The 19,734-nt window shown below is 55.8% G+C and carries 15 protein-coding genes, 1 tRNA gene, 1 rRNA gene, 1 other RNA gene and 1 pseudogene; 18 read left to right on the top strand and 1 reads right to left on the bottom strand.

Annotated elements, in window-relative coordinates; translation table 11 throughout:
- Positions 1–72 precede the first annotated feature (72 nt).
- From ALMA_RS05440 to ALMA_RS08315, 17 genes and pseudogenes are all read left to right on the top strand, one after another.
- Positions 73–1,215: an inositol-3-phosphate synthase gene (locus ALMA_RS05440; RefSeq protein WP_094726717.1), complete on the top strand. Its 1,143-nt coding sequence runs from the start codon at positions 73–75 to the stop codon at positions 1,213–1,215.
- Between the two features lie 90 nt (positions 1,216–1,305).
- A complete protein-coding gene (locus ALMA_RS05435) occupies positions 1,306–3,327 on the top strand; it encodes an LTA synthase family protein (RefSeq protein ID WP_094726716.1) in 2,022 nt (673 codons plus the stop codon).
- A gap of 72 nt (positions 3,328–3,399) precedes the next feature.
- Positions 3,400–3,496, top strand: an RNA gene (gene ffs / locus ALMA_RS05430) — signal recognition particle sRNA small type.
- 389 nt (positions 3,497–3,885) lie between these two features.
- Positions 3,886–5,073 (top strand): phosphatase PAP2 family protein, encoded by a 1,188-nt coding sequence (locus tag ALMA_RS05425; RefSeq protein WP_094726715.1) that lies wholly within the window; start codon positions 3,886–3,888, stop codon positions 5,071–5,073.
- Positions 5,074–5,148: 75 nt separating this feature from the next.
- Positions 5,149–7,989 (top strand): type I DNA topoisomerase, encoded by a 2,841-nt coding sequence (topA, locus tag ALMA_RS05420; RefSeq protein ID WP_094726714.1) that lies wholly within the window; start codon positions 5,149–5,151, stop codon positions 7,987–7,989.
- 5 nt (positions 7,990–7,994) lie between these two features.
- Complete coding sequence (gene tmk / locus ALMA_RS05415; protein WP_094726713.1) at positions 7,995–8,627, top strand: dTMP kinase; 633 nt, start codon at positions 7,995–7,997, stop codon at positions 8,625–8,627.
- Positions 8,624–9,781, top strand: coding sequence for a DNA polymerase III subunit delta' (locus ALMA_RS05410; RefSeq protein ID WP_094726712.1), 1,158 nt, complete (start codon positions 8,624–8,626; stop codon positions 9,779–9,781). Before tmk ends, ALMA_RS05410 begins: the two co-directional genes overlap by 4 nt.
- A 36-nt stretch (positions 9,782–9,817) precedes the next feature.
- The gene (locus tag ALMA_RS05405) at positions 9,818–10,372 is read left to right on the top strand and encodes a YbhB/YbcL family Raf kinase inhibitor-like protein (RefSeq protein WP_094726711.1); all 555 of its coding nucleotides are present in this window, start codon (positions 9,818–9,820) and stop codon (positions 10,370–10,372) included.
- A gap of 38 nt (positions 10,373–10,410) precedes the next feature.
- Positions 10,411–11,943 carry a C69 family dipeptidase gene (locus ALMA_RS05400; protein WP_094726710.1) on the top strand — a complete coding sequence of 511 codons (1,533 nt, stop codon included), beginning with the start codon at positions 10,411–10,413 and terminating at the stop codon, positions 11,941–11,943.
- 334 nt (positions 11,944–12,277) lie between these two features.
- Positions 12,278–13,834, top strand: a complete 1,557-nt coding sequence (locus ALMA_RS05395; protein WP_094726709.1) for a formate--tetrahydrofolate ligase — start codon at positions 12,278–12,280, stop codon at positions 13,832–13,834.
- A 133-nt stretch (positions 13,835–13,967) separates the two neighbouring features.
- Positions 13,968–14,041 (top strand) — tRNA-Lys (locus ALMA_RS05390).
- A 108-nt stretch (positions 14,042–14,149) separates the two neighbouring features.
- Positions 14,150–16,846 carry an InlB B-repeat-containing protein gene (locus ALMA_RS05385; protein ID WP_158520666.1) on the top strand — a complete coding sequence of 899 codons (2,697 nt, stop codon included), beginning with the start codon at positions 14,150–14,152 and terminating at the stop codon, positions 16,844–16,846.
- Positions 16,847–16,920: 74 nt separating this feature from the next.
- Positions 16,921–17,043 (top strand): annotated as a pseudogene (locus tag ALMA_RS08375) (PLP-dependent transferase); the annotation flags it as partial.
- A gap of 54 nt (positions 17,044–17,097) precedes the next feature.
- Positions 17,098–17,259, top strand: coding sequence for a hypothetical protein (locus ALMA_RS08150; RefSeq protein WP_158520665.1), 162 nt, complete (start codon positions 17,098–17,100; stop codon positions 17,257–17,259).
- Positions 17,256–17,516, top strand: a complete 261-nt coding sequence (locus ALMA_RS08320) for a PLP-dependent transferase (RefSeq protein WP_158520664.1) — start codon at positions 17,256–17,258, stop codon at positions 17,514–17,516. The genes ALMA_RS08150 and ALMA_RS08320 overlap by 4 nt, the downstream gene beginning before the upstream one ends.
- Positions 17,517–17,542: 26 nt before the next feature.
- Positions 17,543–17,656 (top strand): hypothetical protein, encoded by a 114-nt coding sequence (locus ALMA_RS08370; protein ID WP_158520663.1) that lies wholly within the window; start codon positions 17,543–17,545, stop codon positions 17,654–17,656.
- Entirely contained in the window at positions 17,631–17,777 is a 147-nt protein-coding gene (locus ALMA_RS08315; RefSeq protein WP_148140268.1) for a PLP-dependent transferase, read from the top strand. The genes ALMA_RS08370 and ALMA_RS08315 overlap by 26 nt, the downstream gene beginning before the upstream one ends.
- Positions 17,778–18,475: 698 nt before the next feature.
- Here ALMA_RS08315 and ALMA_RS05360 read toward each other — a convergent pair.
- Entirely contained in the window at positions 18,476–18,649 is a 174-nt protein-coding gene (locus ALMA_RS05360; protein WP_244568888.1) for a PLP-dependent transferase, read from the bottom strand.
- A gap of 486 nt (positions 18,650–19,135) precedes the next feature.
- On the opposite strand from ALMA_RS05360, the gene ALMA_RS05355 reads away from it, so the two are divergent.
- Positions 19,136–19,734: ribosomal RNA gene (locus tag ALMA_RS05355) — 16S ribosomal RNA — on the top strand; the annotation flags it as partial.

Here is a 19,734-nt window from a genome sequence, read left to right as displayed (position 1 = left end):
TCGCATTGCCGAAATCACGCGGACAGAGTACCGTGGTAGTGGAAGATATACCGATGATATAAAGGACGGGCTATGGCCATACGCGTAGCGATCGCGGGCGTGGGAAACTGCGCTTCGTCTCTCGTACAGGGCGTTCAGTACTACCAGAACGCTGAGGATGGGGATAAAATCCCAGGCATTATGCATGCGAATTTCGGTGGATACCGCATTCGTGACATCGAGTTTGTGGCAGCATTCGACGTCGATGCTGCGAAAGTAGGAAAAGACCTGAGCGAAGCCATCTTCGCTTCACAGAATAATACGTATACGTTTAGTGAAGTGCCATCCCTCGGGGTAGAGGTCCAGCGTGGACCTACCTTCGATGGTCTCGGAACGTACTACCAGGAGATGATAGACGAGTCTGAAGATGAGCCAGTAGATGTGGCTGCTGTTCTGAAAGAAACCCGGGCAGATGTCCTCGTCTCGTACCTGCCAGTAGGCTCCGAAGAGGCAGATAAGTTCTACGCTACAGCTGCCATGGAAGCTGGATGTGGCTTTGTGAACTGCCTGCCAGTGTTCATCGCGTCTGACCCTGAGTGGGCGCAGAAGTTCCGTGAGGCTGGCGTACCTATAGTGGGGGATGACATTAAAAGCCAGGTGGGTGCCACTATTACACACCGCACTCTGGCGCGTCTGTTTGAAGACCGTGGCGTACGCGTAGAGCGCACCTACCAGCTGAATGTCGGTGGAAACATGGACTTTATGAACATGCTTCAGCGTAACCGCCTCGAGTCGAAGAAAATCTCGAAGACGCGTGCTGTCACTTCCATCGTTCCTCATGAGATGGAAGAGCGAAACGTCCATATAGGCCCATCTGACTATGTGGCCTGGCTGGACGACCGTAAGTTCGCCTTCGTGCGTCTGGAAGGCACCACTTTCGGAGATGTGCCACTGAGCCTCGAGTATAAGCTAGAAGTGTGGGACTCTCCGAACTCGGCGGGTGTGGTTATAGACGCTATCCGTGCGGCGAAGATAGCTCTGGACCGAGGTCTGGCTGGTCCTATCCTCGCTCCGAGCTCCTACTTCATGAAGTCCCCAGCTGTTCAGCATGAGGATAATGAAGCACGCCAGCTCGTAGAAAAGTTCATCCTCGGCGAAGTCGAGGCGAACGAGCAGCAGCTCGATGCAGATGTACAGTCTGCACGCGAGGCTGGAAAGGATGTGTGGCACGCCTAAGCTCGTGCTTCTCTAAAGTCAGAGAGCTGCTTATACGTCACGGCTCTCTGACTTTTTATCTCTTTGACGTGTGTAGTAGAGGAAAAACAGATGAGTGAAAACCGCTTCGCCTCTGGTGTCCGCACCGCGCTGAGCCGTCACGACTTTAGTACCTGGTCCTATGTGGCATGGTTCTGTGTGGTAAATATACTGTCCATCATCATCCTGCAGTGGGGTGTGAACTCGAAGAATCCTGTATGGAATTCTTTCGCTTTCGTCGGTCAGGTTTTTCAGGGACGTTTTATGGCCCTGAATGAATTCCTCCTGGTCGGCATCATGTACTTTATCCTCATTATGGTCACAAACCGCTTCTGGCTTGCATCACAGATTATGCTCGACCTGAGCGTCATCATTACAGTGATGGAGTATTTTAAGCTCGTTAGCCGCTCGGAGACCATAGTCCCAGCAGACCTGAATTTTATATCCGGAGGAAACACGGGGGACATAGCTGAGTGGCTACCGTCGGATGCGCTCTGGGTCATCACCTGTGCGCTGATAGTCATGATTATCACCACCGCGCTTATGATCATCGTGGGGCACAGAGATACGCGTAGGGGCGTAGTCTATGCGAAGAATGTGCTTATTCGCACGCTTTCGCGCTTCCTCGCTGCTATCCTCGCCTTTACTTTCCTCGCGTCCTTTATCTTCTCCATGTCCTCTATAGACTCGTGGTCGAATAACTGGATAACTACTTTCGGGGACTCTCCGAAACTGTGGGACTCGAAGGTAGACTCCTATGCGAACGGTACTGCTGTGGCCTTCTCCCGCCTGGTGAATCCGAAGATTATGGATGAGCCGAGTGGCTACTCGAAGCAAGCCATGGAGCAGATAGTCCAGAAGTATACGGAAGCTGCGACGCAGGTAAACTCCACGCGCTCTCGAAACCTCACGGACTCTACCGTCATCTACATTCTGTCCGAATCCTTCTCGGATCCTTCTCGCGTCCCAGGGCTGAAGCTGAATAAAGATGTGATGCCGAAGATTCGTGCTATAAAGGAGAATACGACCTCTGGACTTATGCTCTCCTCTGGCTATGGTGGAGGTACAGCAAACCTCGAGTATATGGCTCTGAGTGGCATGTCTATGGCGAACTTCGCCCCATCGCTCAGCTCGCCATACCAGCAGCTTATCCCGAATGCTTCCTGGACGCCGACGGTGAACCAGCTGTGGAAGTCTGGAAACTCGTATGCTTTCCATCCCTATGAGTCGAATATGTACTCGAGGAGCTCTAACTATAAGAAATTCGGCTTCTCCCAGTTCTGGACTCTGGATCCACCGGAGATTATAGAACCGCAGGACACCCTCGGAACCTCGAAGTATGTCTCAGATAAAGCCGCCTATACAGCAGTTCTGAACTCTCTGAAGAAGGATGCCGCTGGAGAAACCTACTTCTACCAGCTTGCTACCATGCAGAACCACATGCCGTATAAGAACTATTATGCGCATAATGAGATAGAAGCAGAAAGTACCACAGGAACTCCACTGGGGAAGAATGAACGCACATCCATAGAGACCTTCGCGAAGGGTGCCGAGTATACGGACGGCTACACGCAGGACTTCCTCGATGAGCTCGATAAGCTCGACCGTCCTGTCTCCGTGGTCTTCTATGGCGACCACCTGCCGGGCGCATACACGAGCGCAGCGAAGGAGGAGAAGAATTCCCTCGCACTGCATGAGACGGATTACTTCATCTGGTCGAATAAAGCATCCGGCATAGATAATAAGGCTGCTGGAGACTCTGCGACGAATAGCGCATATACCTCGCCGAACTTCTTTACCTCACAGCTGGCAGAGCACATGAATGCGAAGGTAAGCCCATACATGGCATTCCTCGAAGCGCTTCACGCGAAGGTGTCTGCTATGGAGCCGGCCGTGGTGAATAAGATCCAGGGCTGGACTCGCATTCCGGCAGGGCAGGGCCTGTATCTGGATAATGAGGGTAAACTCATTAACGTGGCCGATGCAGATGAGCAGACCAAGCAGCTTCTGGAAGACTATAAGCTCATCCAGTACGATGTGACAGCGGGGAACCATTACTTGAAGGATACAGCGTTTATGAGCATATCTCAGTGAAACGCGGTATTCGCAGTATTCGCGGTATTCGCGGCACGCGCTCGCGAAATTCTCTCGAGTAGTGTATAGTAAGTAAAGCTCTCACGTGGCGATATGTCACCGAACTCCCCCAGGGCAGGAATGCAGCAAGGGTAAGTGGCCTCTGTCGGGTACGTGAGAGTTTTTCTATGCTCTGCGGGCGAGAGGATGTCGAGCGGTATCTGTGTACGCTGTATGCTCGCGTGAGCACTCTCAGTTTTTCGGCGAAAAGTGCCTATTTGTAGTCACGTTTGACCGTTTTCGCCGAACCCGTTCGAGATGAAGAATGGCGGAATATAGCGGATTTGAGCGTACGAGGATGCATTCCGGACGGTCAAACGTGACTACAAACTGCCCATTTTCACATAAAAAGTTCCATTGCGTGACTCTATACTCTGGCTCTTCCCACTACCCAGTTCCTCGAATCGTGTTTGTTTGGGTTCGGTGCTGATTACCATAGAGCACACACGGTAGAAAAGTTTTTCGGGTATCCTCGAGGAACAGAAAGCGGATACATACTGCACAAGACAGCGAGGACAGATGGTAGATAACGTAGACCTGAACGACCTAGAGGATTTCGACGACCTGGATGACATCGACGAGGTCTTAAACCCACAGCGCGCTGCGCAGAAAAACGGCGGAGTGAAGCGACCGCGCCGTCTGAAGAGCCCTGTCCGCGCGAAAGAAGAGTCTTCTGCTCAGACTGCGGAAGCTGGAGAATCCACACCTGTGGAGTCTGCACCAGCACCGTCTGCACCCGCACCGGAGCAGTCTGCCCAGTCCGCCCAGCGTCTCGACCGAGGATCAGACGAGTACCTCGCCACGCATCCGCGCATCAGCTCTGTCATAGCATCAGCAGTACTCTCAGTTCTGGGGCTTCTCGCAGCAGCGAGTGTCTTCTACGTGGGCGTGTGGACGCTGACGGGACAGTATTTCGACAGCTGGATGTGGTCTCAGATGGCGCAGATTTATCCGAGCTTCGAGCGTTACGTGCCGGTTATATTCACCGATTCGCACTGGATTATAGGCGTGAGCGTGGGGATGATAGTGGCAGCGTTCGCCTTCGCCATCGCGCGTAAACGCTTCTGGACTGCAGGAACCATGATCGTGTTTATGATAGTAGCGTTTGGTTCGTCCTTCATCCTCAAGCGTGTGCTTCCACGTCCTGTGCTGGATTCCTTCATTCCAGATCCGGCGAATTCTGCTCCATCCGGGCATACGGCCTTCACTATGATAGCTGGTGTGCTTCTGGTCATGGCAGTACCTCGCGTGCTGCGCGCTCTGGCTACGCTGTGGGCCATGATTTTCAGTACTGCAGTGGGCGTAATGGTCATTTATGATGGCTGGCACAGGCCTACGGATGCCCTCACAGCTATCCTTCTCGTGGGAGCTCTCGGACTGCTTGCTATGGCGTTCACGCGTGCCAGTGGCATGGATGAGCCAGGCACACGAAAGTCCAGCGTCAGTGTGCAGATTACATCCACTGTGCTCATCGTGGCAGGTCTGTGCGCGTCCGCATATGGGACCTATATCGTCTCTCAGCTCTACTCGCTCGTCCAGTACCGTCCAGAAGCTCTCGCTGTCAGCGGTGTACAGGCTACTCTGGCTCTCATCCTCGGGCAGAGTGCAGCGGTCTTCGGATGCTTGCTCGCAGTACGGCATGCTACGGCTGCACCGCTGACGAGGCAGGGAGTGATGGGAGCTCCACCGGTGCCGCCACGACAGTAAAGTTCGGGGTCTGTGGATAATAAGGACTAGAAAGGTGTATGAGAGACCACGTACACGAAGGTAGGAGGGGTCACTATGGCAGAAGGAAGTAAGCTCGTCATCGTCGAGTCACCGACTAAGGCTAAGAAGATAGGTGGCTATCTCGGAAGTGAGTATACCGTTCTCGCATCCGTGGGACACATTCGTGACTTCGCGCAGCCGTCCCAGGTCCCAGCGAAGGATAAAGACGCCTTCGGAAAGTTCGGCGTGAATGTGGATGACGGCTTTAAGCCGTACTACATCGTGGATGCGGATAAGAAGAAAAAAGTCACCGAGCTGAAGTCCGCTCTGAAGAAGGCTGATGAAGTCTTCCTGGCTACCGATGAGGACCGCGAAGGGGAGGCCATCGCCTGGCACCTCGTGGAGACCTTGAAGCCGAAAGTGCCTGTCAAGCGCATGGTCTTCCATGAGATTACGAAAGCGGCTATCACTGAGTCCCTCACGAAGACGCGTGATGTGGATGCGCATATGGTCGATGCGCAGGAGACGCGTCGCGTGCTCGACCGCCTTTACGGATATGAGCTCTCGCCAGTGCTGTGGCGTAAGGTGGGTCCGGGCTTGTCCGCCGGGCGCGTGCAGTCTGTGGCCACACGCCTCATCGTGGAGCGTGAGCGCGAGCGCATGGCCTTCGTGAAGTCCGCGTACTGGGATGTGGATGCGGTTCTCAGCACTGACGGTCAGGAGGAGAATTCCTTTACTGCGCAGCTCACCCACCTTGGCGAAGCGCGCGTCGCTGGTTCGAAAGACTTTGACGACGCCGGTCAGCTCACTCCAGCCGCTCAGAAAGATAACGTCGTGATTATCGACGAGAAGGTGGCGGGTGCGCTGGCGGAAGAATTGACATCCGAAAGCTTTACTGTAGAAAGCCTCGGAACGCGGCCGTATACGCGCCGTCCGCTGCCGCCGTTCACCACGTCCACCATGCAGCAGGCCGCGGGTAACGTGCTCGGCATGTCGTCTCGCAGCACCATGCGCGCGGCGCAGGGGCTGTACGAGAACGGATACATTACGTATATGCGTACGGATTCCGTGACGCTGTCTCAGGAAGCTATTCGCGCGGCTCGCGAAAGCGTGACGCAGGAGTGGGGCGAGCGCTATCTGTCCGCGGCGCCGAAGCAGTACGCCACGCAGACGGCGGGTGCTCAGGAAGCGCACGAGGCCATCCGTCCGGCCGGCGCGCATTTCCAGAATCCGGCAGACCTCGCGTCCTCGCTTCCTCCTGACCAACTCAAGCTCTACACGCTCATCTGGCGCCGAACGCTGGCCTCGCAGATGGCGGACGCGACCGGCTCGACCGCTACTGTAAAGCTCACCGCATCTACGGCCACCCACGGCCAGGCTACTGTCCAGGCCAGCGGTACCGTCATCGAGTTCCCGGGCTGGCTCGTCACACAGGGCAAGCGCGCATCCGGAGCATCCGGAGCGAATGGGGCATCCGCGTCGAATGCGGAGAAAGATACCGTTCTGCCGCCTCTGCACGAGGGCGATGTGCTGAACGCGTTAAGCGTGACGCCACAGTCGCACGAGACGCAGCCGCCAGCGCGCTACACGGAAGCATCTCTCGTGCGCACGCTCGAAGCGAAGGAGATAGGCCGTCCGTCCACGTATGCGAGCATCATCTCCACCATCATCGACCGCGGATACGTGTATGAACGTGGTCGTGCGCTCATCCCATCCTGGCTGGCCTTCGCAGTGATTAAGCTGCTCGAGCAGAATTTCCCACAGTATGTGGACTACACGTTTACCGCGCAGATGGAAAACGGTCTCGACGACATCGCGCAGGGTAAAGATACGGGTCGCGACTGGCTGACGCGCTTCTACTTCGGTGACGCTGCTGATCCTTCGGCTGCACAGTCGGCTGAGCAGGTACATGCGGGCCTGCAGCAGCAGGTGGCGCAGCTCGGTGAGATAGACGCACGCGAGATTAACACCATCGAGATAGGCGAGGGGCTGGCTGTACGCGTGGGGCGCTATGGCCCGTACCTCGAAGACTCGGAGCATCTGGACGCAGAAGGCAAGCCAAAGCGTGCATCCCTTCCGGATACTATGGCTCCTGATGAGCTGACCGTGGAGGCAGGACGTGACCTCATAGAGAATCACTCCGATGGTCCGCGCGTACTCGGTGTTCATCCAGTCACCGGCGGCACCGTGGAAGTACGCAATGGCCGTTTCGGCCCGTACGTGGCTCTCGTAGCTCCACCTACCGGAGATGAGAAGGTGGATAAGGCTGCGAAGCCGAAGATGGCGTCTTTGTTTAAGTCCATGACGCCACAGAGCCTGACTCTCGAGGATGCCATCAAGCTCCTGGACCTGCCACGCGTGGTGGGTACTCTCGAGGAGACGAATGCCGAAACTGGCGAGATTACGACGTACGAGGTGGCTGCGAATAACGGCCGCTACGGTGCCTACATTACGAAGACGGGCCCGGATGGGAAGTCCGAGAACCGCTCGCTCGGCTCGGAAGAAGAGATTTTCACTGTGACTCTCGAGCAGGCGAAGGAACTTCTCGCCCAGCCGAAGTATGGTCGCCGCACGCGGGGAGCTGCGAAGCCACCACTGCGTGAGCTCGGACCAGACCCGGATAACGGGAAGAACGTGACCATTAAGGATGGGTTCTACGGTGCGTACATCACGGATGGCGAGACGAACCGCACTCTGCCGAAGCAGTACACTCCAGAAAGCATAGAGCCGGCAGAAGCATTCCGTCTGCTCGCGGAAAAGCGTGCGGCTGGACCTACGAAGCGTAAGCGCGCGACGAAGAAGAAGAGCACTGCGTCTACCGCGAAGAAGAGCACGACGAAGAAAACGACAGCGCGTAAGACTACTGCTCGCAAAACGACGACGCGCAAGACGACTGCGAAGAAGTCCGCGGAGTAACGGTCATGGAGACGCTGAAGCTGAATCACAAGCATCGAGGCCTCTTCCTCTCCCTTGAGGGAGTGGACGGCGTGGGGAAAAGCACCCAGGCCGAGCACCTGCGCGCCTTTTTCGAGGCACAGGACCGCACTGTCGTGATAACGCGTGAGCCGGGTGGGACCGCGCTCGGAGTGCAGATCCGCCGCATGCTCCTGCATGGAGACGATGTTTCGCCACGTGCGGAAGCTCTCCTCTATGCGGCCGACCGTGCACACCACGTGGCTACGGTGATTCGCCCCGCTCTCGAGGCTGGGCACGTGGTCATCTCTGACCGCTACATCGACTCTTCGCTGGCCTACCAGGCAGGTGGCCGTGAGCTGAGTCAGGCGGATATCCGCGAGCTTTCGGAGTTTGCTACGGGTGGGCTGTGGCCGCAGCGCACATATGTGCTGGATATGAGTTTCGAAGCGTCGCGTGCACGCCTGACGGGTGAGCCGGATCGTCTCGAGTCTGCTGGTTCGGCGTTCTTCGAACGTACGCGCGAGGCGTTCCTGCGCTTGGCTCGTCAGGATGCACGCCGCTGCCGCGTTATCGATGCCTCGCAGAGTGTGGAGGACGTGTGGGCGCAGATTCACGCAGATGTGGAGCAGCTCTCATGAGTGGCAGCATTCCTCCCGTCTGGGATTCCATCGTCGGCCAGAAGCCGGTGGTGGAGATGCTCAGTCGCGTCTCTCAGACCCCGAAGGACATCGCGCAGTCGTGGCTCATCTGTGGTCCGGCTGGTTCGGGCCGCTCGAATGTGGCGAAGGCTTTCGCTATGGCGCTGAACTGTCCGAATCATGGCGACGGGACGTGCGAGACGTGCCGGCACATTCAGGCGGGCACGCATCCGGATGTGACTGTGCTGAATACGGACGGCGTGACCATTACCATCAGCCAGGTGCGCGAGCTCATGGAGACGGCCGAGCAGATGCCCGTGACGGCGCCGTGGCGCGTTATCATCATCGAGGACGTGGACCGCATGACCGAACGGACGACGAACGTTCTGCTGAAAGACATCGAAGAGCCGAGCGCGCATACCATCTGGCTGCTGTGCGCCCCGTCCGCGCAGGACGTGCTGCCCACCATCCGTTCGCGCACCCGCATCGTGACGCTCGCTGTTCCGTCCCTTTCTTCCGTAGCCCAATTCCTCCTCGACACCACGCCTGTGGATGAGCATAAAGCTCGTCAGTATGCACGCTTAGCTCAAGGACACATCGGCATAGCGCGCATGTATGCCACGAACACAGAAGCCGTGCGCATGAGGAATAATCTCGTGGATAACCTCGTCTCCATGCGGCGTACGTCTGAGGCCGTTATGCTGGCGGAAGAATTGTACTCCTCGGCCCAAAAGCAGGCACAGCAGGACGTGGACGCTCAGGTGGAACGCGAGCAGGCGGAATTCCGTCGCGCGAACGGTCTCAAGCCGAAAGATCCCATCGATGCGCGGCTGCGCGGACAGTATAACGCCATAGGAAAGAAGGACGACGTCTCCAGGCGCGTCACGCGGCTGACGCGGGATATCATCGACCGCGCGCTGACCACCATAGCCAGCGTGTACCGGGACATCACCGTCATTCATAACGGTGCTGAGCTCGTCAGCGGACTCATAAACCAGGAGTTTTCCGAAGAGATAGCAGGACTAGCCGTTCGCGTCACGAATAGCCAGGCTCTGCAGGCTGTAGAACGCGTGGACGTCGCGAAAAGACGCATTCAGGGGAACACTCCCGTGGTTCTCGCACTCGAAGCGCTGCTGACCTCACTTATCTTTTAAGCGCGTACGCTCCCCGGCGCGTGGCATACTAGACGTATGAAGATATCAGCTGATTTCACGCAGATTCCGGACATATACGGGAAGTTCGCGCCCGCCGAGCATAGGACGGACGGATACCCGACCACGTCCTTCCCGTTCTACATCGACCGCATGAATCCTGCGGTGCGCTACCTGCACTGGGAGTTCGTGGACGACGACGCCATTCCTGTGTGTGGACACCAGTGGATTCACTGGGCTGTGGCGAATGTGCCGGTGGATGCGCTCATGTATGACTTTAATGACTCGCACGCGCTGCAGATTCCGGAGGATTTCTCGCGCCAGCTGCCATCGCTTATTCCTGAAGCCGTGCAGGGGCGGAACTCTGCTGGTGGAGCTGTAGCCGGCCAGACGAATCCTGCCGTTATCCTGCGGTATAACGGGCCGCAGCCACCGGATAAGGCGCATGATTATAAGCTGTGTGTCTACGGGACGGCTGAACCATTCGAGGGGCTGAAGGAAGGTTTTTACCTCAACGAGCTGCGAAACCTCGTCTTCCGCACGGACGCTGTGCTGGACTATGGGGAGATATACCTCAGCTCGCGCGCAGCGTAACGAGATTTTTTTAAGGACGGACAGAAAGGACATCACTTATGCCATGCACCACTATCCTCGTGGGTAAAGATGCGAGTTATGATGGCTCCACCATCATCGCGCGTAATGAAGACTCGTCGAACGGTGAGTTCACAGAGAAGGAATTTAAGGTCGTTCAGCCGGAAGACCAGCCACGCCACTATAAGAGTGTGATCAGCCATGTGGAGATAGAGCTTCCGGATAAGCCTATGCGCTACACCTCCGTGCCAGACGCGCTACTGAAGAACGGACTATGGGCGGAGCATGGCGTGAACACGCTGAACGTGGCCATGAGCGCCACCGAGACTCTCACGTCGAATGAGCGTGTGCTCGGCGCAGATCCACTCGTGGAGCTCATTCCAGCCTCGGCTGACGGGCAGACGCCTGAGGTGCCTGGCGGTATCGGTGAAGAAGACATGCTCACCATCGTTCTACCGTACATTACCTCGGCTCGAGATGGTGTGAAGCGTCTGGGTGCTCTCCTCGAAGAGTATGGCACCTATGAGATGAACGGCATCGCCTTCAGTGATGTGGACGAAATCTGGTGGCTGGAAACCATCGGTGGACACCACTGGATAGCGAAGCGCGTTCCGGACGACTCATATGTGGTCATGCCGAACCAGCTGGGCATCGACGAGTTCGACCTCGAGGATGCTTTCGGGGAGCAGGAGGAGCACATGTGCTCGGCTGACCTGCGCGAGTTCATCGAAGAAAACCACCTCGACCTCGCCGTGGAGAACGTGAGCGCCTTTAACCCGCGCCTCGCTTTCGGATCCCACTCGGATTCCGACCACGTATATAACACACCACGCGCCTGGTGGATACAGCGCTTCTTTAACCCATACGACGAGGACTGGGATAGTGTGAATGCCCTGCATTCTCCTGTGAGCGATGACATCCCATGGGCTCGACAGCCAGAGCGGAAGATCACCATCGAAGACATGAAGTATGCTCTCAGCGGGCACTACCAGGGCACGCCATATGATCCGTATGGGAAGAACGGGACTGCTGCTACGCGCGGCCAGTTCCGCGCCATCGGCATTAATCGCAACTGTGACCTGTGTGCCATCCAGATCCGCCCGTACGCTCCAGAAGCGTCCCGTTCCATCCAGTGGACTGCTTTCGGCTCGAATCCATTTAACACCTTCGTGCCATTCTTCACGAATGTGGATGCGGTTCCAGCGTATCTGACTGGCACCACCGAGACTGTGGATACCGCGCATAACTTCTACTGGGCGAACCGCGTCATCGGCGCGCTCGCGGATGCGCGCTATAACGATAACCGCGCACACATCGACCGTTATGTGCTGAAGACCGGTGCGGCTGGAGTAGCGGCGGTGAAGGATGCCGATGCGAAGATAGCAGCCTTCGCTGCTACCGAGGGAGATGCGGCCGTGGCTACGACGGAGGATAAGCGTGCGCGCACCATCCTCGAAGCAGCAAATGCTGCTGTGTGCGACCTCGTGCAGAAGGAGACGAATGACGTGCTCTCGAAGGTGCTGTACACCACGAGCATGAGCATGACGAATGCATTCTCGATGTCGGATAACTAAATATCTGTGTGAGATGTGAGGGGCGGGCGCTTTTCTCTTCGTGAAGAGAGGCGCCCGTCTTTTATGTTTTCTGCACTCTACTTTTTTTCACGCGAAACGCCGATTTTGTAGTCATGAATGACCGTCTTTATTTTCTTCTCTGCGCGTTAAAACGGCGGATTCACAGGGAATCGCAAATCGAACATGTTCGAGAAAACGGTCATTCGTGACTACAAACTGCCCAAAAACGGAAAAATTGACATACCGTATGAATGCACACCCGCGCGCGAACTCTCTCGCGGTACGTCGCGCCGTCTAGAATAGAGCTAAGACCATCTCTCGAGAAAGGCCGTTCATGATCACAGAAAAACTCGCACAGTATTCCACTCAGTTCGGTGAGCTGATGAAGATAGACGCGTTCGCGTTTCTGGAGCACGTCGCAGCGCACCCAGACGACTATAAAAAGGGGAAAGTGGTCCTCGTAACGGCAGCCACGCCGCTGAAAGCCTCGCGCGGTGAAGGAAAAACCACCACGACCATCGCGCTCATCGACGCACTTCGTCGTCGCGGCATCGACGCAGCTGCAGTACTGCGCCAGCCGAGCATGGGCATCACCGCAGCTGGCTCGAAGGGTGGTGCTTCAGGTGGTGGAAAGTCCACGCTGTCTCATCCAGAGATAGCAGACTGGGGTCTGAACGGCGAGATGTCACGCATCGCCGACGCGCAGAATCTGCTCGCGGCGTTCTGCGAAAAGGCAGTAGATGACGGCATTCTGAGCACCGTACTCATCCCACGCGTGTCCGAGTCTCCGAGCCGCTCGTTGCGCTCTGTACAGGTGGACGGTGGAAAGCTCGCCGAGCGTTTCGTGCTCACGCCTGCCAGCGAGATGATGCAGATAGTGACGCTGTCGCGCTCCCTGGAGGAGATTCGCGAGCGTGTGGGGAATATGATTGCTGGTCTTTCGGCGAACGGTGCGAACGGTGCGGATGGTGCGGACGCCGCCGCAACTGCGAAGCCAGTTCAGGTGAAGGACTTTGTGGACGTGGAGCGCATCATCCGCGTGCTGGGGAACGCCGTTCAGCAAGCGTACATGGAAAGCGGTGAGGGTGCGCCTGTATACATCCACTGCGGTCCGTTCGGGAACGTGTCTCTGGGTATCCCTGGCCTGACGGCTGTAGACCTCGCCTGCGCTCTGCACGACGTGGTCGTGGTCGAGGCTGGATATGGAGCGGATGCGGGCGGTCAGAAGTGGCTGGACATCGCCTCTCGCGAGTATGGCGCACAGTGGCCTGCAGCTGCTGTGGTAGTGACGCGTGCCACCACGTGGCGTGATGATCCTCAGTTGCAGTGGCGCTACCCATTTGCAGTGAACCGCCTCGAAAAGCTGGGCATCGCTTCCTTCCCTATGATTAACCTCTGGGAAGGGGAGGATGATGAGATTCCACAGCTGCGCTCTACCGCTGCTGAGCTCGGCTTCCGAGATCCTATAGCGGGGAACCTGTTCCGCGATGGGGGAGCGGGCCTCGTGGACCAGCTCGATGGCTTCGTGGCGGCGCTGGGTGAAGCGGATGCTCAGACTCGTCCGGAGAGTAAGCGTGGCGTGGACTTCCTTGAGAAGGTGCGCTGGGTTATCGAGAAGGCGTACGGCGTGCCGGCTGAGCGCGTGCTCGCTAAGGATGGGTTCGAGGATATTCTCGCGCAGGAGAAGGCGCGTGCGGCAGCGCTCGGCATCGCCTTCGACGACCTCGCCGTACTTCCAGTAAAGTCTCCGGCCACTATGACGGATAATGACGCTCTGCCTGAGCAGGAGCGTACGGTGACGCTGAAGAAGGTGGAGGTGCACGCGGGCGCGGGCGTCGTTCACATTAACCTCACGACCTCGCTGACTACGCCTATGCCGAAGATAGTGTAAGGCGTACGGCGTTCTGATGTGGTCCGGCACGTCGCGTTCTGGATTTTTTCTGTCAATTTTCCAGAATACGGCGTGTCGGATTTGCATTCGTGGCGAAAGGTGCGTATATTTATATCTCGTTGCGATGAGCAAAGCCCCTTTAGCTCAGCTGGTTAGAGCAGCGGACTCTTAATCCGCGTGTCCAGGGTTCGAATCCCTGAGGGGGCACAAATAAAGGCTTTCCGAGAAATCGGAAAGCCTTTCTCATTTTCTTCTTCCGGTGCGGTCATGCGTGTCTTCTACGCTAGAGGGGTCAGGAAAGAAGGAAACTTGAGAATGATGAAGAAGAAAACTCTACTCACAGCACTCATGCTCGTACTCGCACTACTCTTCGTACCGGGTCTTGCACGGACGGCTCAGGCAGCAGAAACGACGGGTGTAATCCACAGCATCTTCGCTGCAGATGGCTCGAGGGAGTCGGGGCGTGTCCTGCGTGGAAATCCCGGGGACTTTAGTCTCGACCGTGTCACGGGTCATGAGCCAGAAGACCAGATGGGCGAAGTGGTGGTGGAAGAAGGCCAGAGCGTGACAGATTCTGGCTTTTTTAACACCTTCGTCACGAATGAGATAATCAACGGCCAGAACGTGCGTTACGGTACGCAGGTCTTCTCTACCTCGCTGAGCTACTGGTACGATGGTACGACGCTGCACGATGCCACCACAGACGCGGGATACGTGCGGTATGTGAATCCAGACTACGAATCTGCCTACGCGGTAAACTACGACATAAACACCGGGGCGGGCGGTCGCCAGATAAGCTATAAGTTCACCGGTGTGCGCTCTACTGAAGGAAAGTACATCACTCTGTACTTCCACTACCACTTTAACGGCCGTGAGGCGCGTGGAAATGAGATAGCGCGCGAAGGCTGGCTCGCTTACCGTGTAAAGGTGATTCCGAAGCAGACCACGCCTCAGCCAGTAGAAGGAGAGTACGGAGCACACCTGCGCTATGACGCGAACGGCGGAACCATAAACGGGTCTACGGATATCTATGACGACATGGAGAACCGCCAGACCTCGGAGACGAAATATAAGTTCTTCGACCTGAAGATTACGAACGAGGTGCCTCGCCGAGACGGCTACACCTTCGCATTCTGGATAAATCCTCAGAACTATAAAGATAACCAGGGGATTTACGCTGCTCGCGAGTCTGACGTGGACCTGACTGCATATCCTGAAGTAGCTCAGTATGGTGTCTCTACGACGTCTTCCTCCTACGCGCTAAATCCGGATAACACGCGCCTCCTCCAGGCGGTATGGGATAAAGACTATTCGGTCACCTATCTCCCGAACGGCGGTTCGTCCACTCCTGACCCACAAACGGGAAACTTCGGCCTGACCATCACGAGAGAATCCGTCACTCCAGTAGAGGATGATAAGCATGTCTCCCTTCGTCCTGAGATTTCGCGTGAGGGGTATATGTTTACGGGCTGGAAGGACACCGCCACGGGTACGCTCTATCCAGCGGGTGCAGACTATGCAGTCACGTTCGAAGAGCCTCATCGTGTACTCGAAGCACAGTGGGAGCGCATTCCGCATTATGGTGCGTATGTGAAGTATGACGCGAACGGCGGTACCCTGAAGGGCAGTGCTACCTTCGACGACACTGAGCACCGTCAGGAATCTCCACAGAATCAGGGAGTCGTGAAGATTCCTGTCCTGCCAGACGCACCTACGCGCGAGGGCTACCGTTTCCTGTTCTGGGTGGATAAGGAGAACTATCCACAGAATCATCAGGTCTATCTCGCAGACGGCTCCACGCTGGACACGCGTACTTACACGACTATTCCAGCCTCCGCGGCCACGAGTTCAGTCCAGATACCAGCCTCAGATCCTGATGCCACGCGTACTCTGACCGCTGTGTGGGATAAGGATTACTCCGTGGTCTATGACGCAAATGGCGGTACCTCCACGCCAGACTCCCTCACCGGAGTCTTCGGACTGAACGTGACAGACACCTCCATCGCCGAGAACACAGACGATAAGAGCGTTACCCTCGCCTCGGCTATCACTCGTCCAGGCTACTTCTTCGCGGGCTGGAAGGATGACGCGACAGGTGTGATATATGGAGCAGACAGTGCATACACTGTTCCGTTCGCTGAGCCACACCGCAAGCTCATAGCACAGTGGACTCCAGAATACGCTGGGTATGTTCGCTATGATGCGAACGGCGGAAGTATCAAGGGCGGAGCGACATTCGAAGATACCGAGCATCGTCAGATTTCGAGGACAGATGGAGATGACCTCCGTATAGCTGTCATCCCGGATACTCCTGTACGCGAGGGATATACGTTCGTGGGCTGGGTGAACGCTCAGCCGGGCGCACAGGGAGATAAGCATCTTTACCTCAGCGATGCTACGAAGCTGAATACCACCATGTATCCGGATCTGAAGGATGTGTCCACTCAGGCGAGCGTGCGTGCGGCAAATCCAGATGGCGTAACCACTCTGCAGGCGCTCTGGGATAAGGATTATTCCGTGACATACCGGCCGAATGGTGGCTCGTCCACGCCTGATCCTCAGACCGGCATGTTCGGTACGAACGTGACGGATACGACCATCACGCCGAATACCGCGGATAAGCACGTCTCTCTGCGTCCTGAGATTACGCGTGAAGGATACCGCTTCCTCGGCTGGAAGGACACAGCTACGGGAACTCTCTATCCAGCAGCAGCACAGTATGCTGTCACGTACGCGGATCCGCACCGCATTCTCGAAGCACAGTGGGAGCGCATTCCGGATGAGCCAGAGGTTCCTGTCACTCCGGTAGTTCCAGTAGTGCCAGAAGTTCCTGTGACACCGCCTGCGCCATTTACGCCAGAAGTGCATCCTGTACCGCAGCCGCAGCAGACTGAGTCGCAGCCTGCGCACACGACTCTCGCACGTACAGGTGCAGATGTAATCGCGCTCGCAGTACTCGCTCTCGTAGCAGTGTTCGTAGGAGCGGGCATTCGACTTGTGACAGAGCACTAGCGCGCACGAGTGAAAATAGGCATACATGAGGAGGGGTTTCTGCATCCAGCAGAAGCCCCTCTGCCGTATCCGCGCTTGAGCACGCGCGTTACAGATACGCGTACGCCTCGGGACTCGCCGCTATTTACGCCACCTTATCTCTCTTCGCTCTTGGCGACCACATTCTGACCGGAGATAACATGTACGGCGGGACGTAGTCCATCATGCACAAGTATTTCGAGCGGGGGGGGCTGGAGTTTTCTGAATCGGATATGACGAGGTATGAGGCGCTGCGTGGGGCGTTCGAGTCGGGCCGCCGAGAGGGGCGTCCTATCCGTGCGCTGTACTTCGAAGTCCTGACGAATCCGCTGCTGAAAATCTCCTATGTGGAGCTCGTGGCCCACGAATCGTCATCATCGATAATACGTTCGTGACCCCGCTCAACCAGCAGTCAATCGACCTCGGCGCGGGCATCGTCGTGCATTCGGACATTATGGTGGGTGTGGTGGTTACGAATGCGCCGAATCTCGACGAAAAGCTGTACTTCGCGCTCAACCGTGTGGGTGGTGTGCTCACCCCACAGGATGCGAATTTGCTACGTAGTGGGCTGCAGACGCTCGATTTGCGCCTGGAGCATCAAGAGGAGAACGCCCTGACCGTCGCGTGCTGGCTAGACGTTAGCCGTTCGTGACTCATGTCAACTATCCTGCTCTTTCCATGAGTCCCTACCACGAGCTGGCATCCCGTACTCTGCGGGGAGTAGGATCAGTGCTCTCCTTCGAACTTGAGGACACGGCGGATCCAGATGACGCACTTCGAGCTACCACGTGAGGAACGGTTCAAGCATAGAATCACCGATGGCCTCGTGCGCCTGAGCATAGGCGTCGAAGATGTGCGTGACCTAAACTCGGGCCTCGACAAGGCAGTGCAGGTGGCACGACGGAAGAAATAGCGAAAAGCCTATCCCTATAGAGAGTATCACGTGCGTAATGTATGTGTGTAGTACGTCCGTGATACTTCTTAAGAGAAGAGTTATGAAAGAGAGGGTTAGTGCGTGTAGTTGTTTTAGATAGAGTCGTGGAGAGACACCCTGAGTTGTCTATGCGAGATGTGGCTACAGCTTTTAAGAGTATCTATATGGATGCACAGCGTGCAAATGGACACTGGATAGCGGTGGGAACAGATAGTCGTTTGAGAGACATCGAGATGATATACTTTCACGATTATAAAGCGAATAGTATAGTTATTTATCGTGCTTTTACTCCGCCTACGACAAAGTTTTTAACGGAAATACATAATTTGAAAAGGAGGAGAATATAACCGCACGTGATGAGCAGATTTTAGCTGCTGCTGGCTTATCCCTCGAGGAGATCGAGCGTCAGGCTATTATTGTCGAGAGCGAAGATATGGATGATGAGCTTACAGGCGTATTCTATACACATTATCATGCGCAGCCTTCGCCGCAGAGTATGACTACCATCAGTCTTCGCTTACCTGAGAGTCTTGTAGAAAGCATTACGGATACGGCTCATAGGCTTAATCTCACGCGTAGTGAGTATATTCGTCGTAAGCTCGCTGCTCAGAAAAAGAGGGTGTGCGTGGGAGGAAAAGGAAGGTATAGTCTTCTTTTCCCTCCACGCGTAGGTTGATTTAGCTTTCGAAAGCTGTATGGATGGCCTGGTCGAGATCAGCTATGAGGTCATCGGCATCTTCGAGGCCTATGCTTAGGCGGATGAGCTGAGGGATCAGACCGTCCTTCTCCCAGAATTCGAATGGCACTTCGCGGTGGGTGGTGCGCGCAGGATTAATGATGAGGCTGTGCACAAGAGTCTGGTCAATGACGCTAATCCTGGTATAGCTACAGTGATGAAGTTATGTGATGCTTTGGGGACTAAAGATGACTGTAGAGGCGGTTGAATCTTCAGATTAGGTGCGCAAAGAGATGGTGTATGCGTAAATAGATGTGTGCGACACGCCGGTGGGGCTAGTGTTTTGTAGGTGTGTGGGGGTGTGGGTTGCGTGGGGTGGGTGTGGTGGTGTATTGTTTTTATTCGCTGCCTGATACGGCATGAATCACTTTTTTCTTGGTTTTGTGGTTTGTGTGTGTTTGTGTTGTGGTGGTTTGAGAACTCAAGAGCGTGTTTTGTACTACTTTTTATGTTTTGATAATGCCAGTGATACTCGCCCGTGTATATGGGTACTTGGAAGAGTTTAATGAGTGTCTATTTTTGTGCGTTGAATGACTTTTTAGTTGTTTTTCGTTGATTTTCTTTTTTTATTGAGTCATTTGTTTGACTCTCTCACGATTTTTTTGTGGAGGGTTTGATTCTGGCTCAGGACGAACGCTGGCGGCGTGCTTAACACATGCAAGTCGAACGGGATCCATCTTAGCTTGCTAGGGTGGTGAGAGTGGCGAACGGGTGAGTAACGCGTGATCAACCTGCCGCATAGTGGGGAATAGCTCCTGGAAACGGGTGGTAATGCCCTATGCTCCAACTACTCGCATGGGTTGTTGGGAAAGCCTTGTGTGCTATGTGATGGGATCGCGTCCTATCAGCTTGTTGGTGGGGTAGTGGCCTACCAAGGCTTCGACGGGTAGCCGGCCTGAGAGGGCGACCGGCCACATTGGGACTGAGATACGGCCCAGACTCCTACGGGAGGCAGCAGTGGGGAATATTGCACAATGGGGGGAACCCTGATGCAGCGACGCCGCGTGCGGGATGACGGCCTTCGGGTTGTAAACCGCTTTTATTAAGGAGCAAGCGAGAGTGAGTGTACTTTTTGAATAAGCACCGGCTAACTACGTGCCAGCAGCCGCGGTAATACGTAGGGTGCAAGCGTTGTCCGGAATTATTGGGCGTAAAGAGCTCGTAGGCGGTTTGTCGCGTCTGGTGTGAAAGTCCATCGCT

Source organism: Alloscardovia macacae (genome assembly GCF_002259705.1).
Lineage (GTDB): Bacteria > Actinomycetota > Actinomycetes > Actinomycetales > Bifidobacteriaceae > Alloscardovia > Alloscardovia macacae.
The sequence above is the reverse complement of the archived record's forward strand: the minus strand, read 5'-3'. Positions and strand labels throughout refer to the sequence as shown.

Coding starts and splice junctions, on each gene's coding strand:
- ALMA_RS05440 (WP_094726717.1), top strand. CDS start 73: ATGGCCATACGCGTAGCGATCGCGGGCGTGGGAAACTGCGCTTCGTCT.
- ALMA_RS05435 (WP_094726716.1), top strand. CDS start 1,306: ATGAGTGAAAACCGCTTCGCCTCTGGTGTCCGCACCGCGCTGAGCCGT.
- ALMA_RS05425 (WP_094726715.1), top strand. CDS start 3,886: ATGGTAGATAACGTAGACCTGAACGACCTAGAGGATTTCGACGACCTG.
- topA (WP_094726714.1), top strand. CDS start 5,149: ATGGCAGAAGGAAGTAAGCTCGTCATCGTCGAGTCACCGACTAAGGCT.
- tmk (WP_094726713.1), top strand. CDS start 7,995: ATGGAGACGCTGAAGCTGAATCACAAGCATCGAGGCCTCTTCCTCTCC.
- ALMA_RS05410 (WP_094726712.1), top strand. CDS start 8,624: ATGAGTGGCAGCATTCCTCCCGTCTGGGATTCCATCGTCGGCCAGAAG.
- ALMA_RS05405 (WP_094726711.1), top strand. CDS start 9,818: ATGAAGATATCAGCTGATTTCACGCAGATTCCGGACATATACGGGAAG.
- ALMA_RS05400 (WP_094726710.1), top strand. CDS start 10,411: ATGCCATGCACCACTATCCTCGTGGGTAAAGATGCGAGTTATGATGGC.
- ALMA_RS05395 (WP_094726709.1), top strand. CDS start 12,278: ATGATCACAGAAAAACTCGCACAGTATTCCACTCAGTTCGGTGAGCTG.
- ALMA_RS05385 (WP_158520666.1), top strand. CDS start 14,150: ATGATGAAGAAGAAAACTCTACTCACAGCACTCATGCTCGTACTCGCA.
- ALMA_RS08150 (WP_158520665.1), top strand. CDS start 17,098: ATGACGAGGTATGAGGCGCTGCGTGGGGCGTTCGAGTCGGGCCGCCGA.
- ALMA_RS08370 (WP_158520663.1), top strand. CDS start 17,543: ATGAGTCCCTACCACGAGCTGGCATCCCGTACTCTGCGGGGAGTAGGA.
- ALMA_RS08315 (WP_148140268.1), top strand. CDS start 17,631: ATGACGCACTTCGAGCTACCACGTGAGGAACGGTTCAAGCATAGAATC.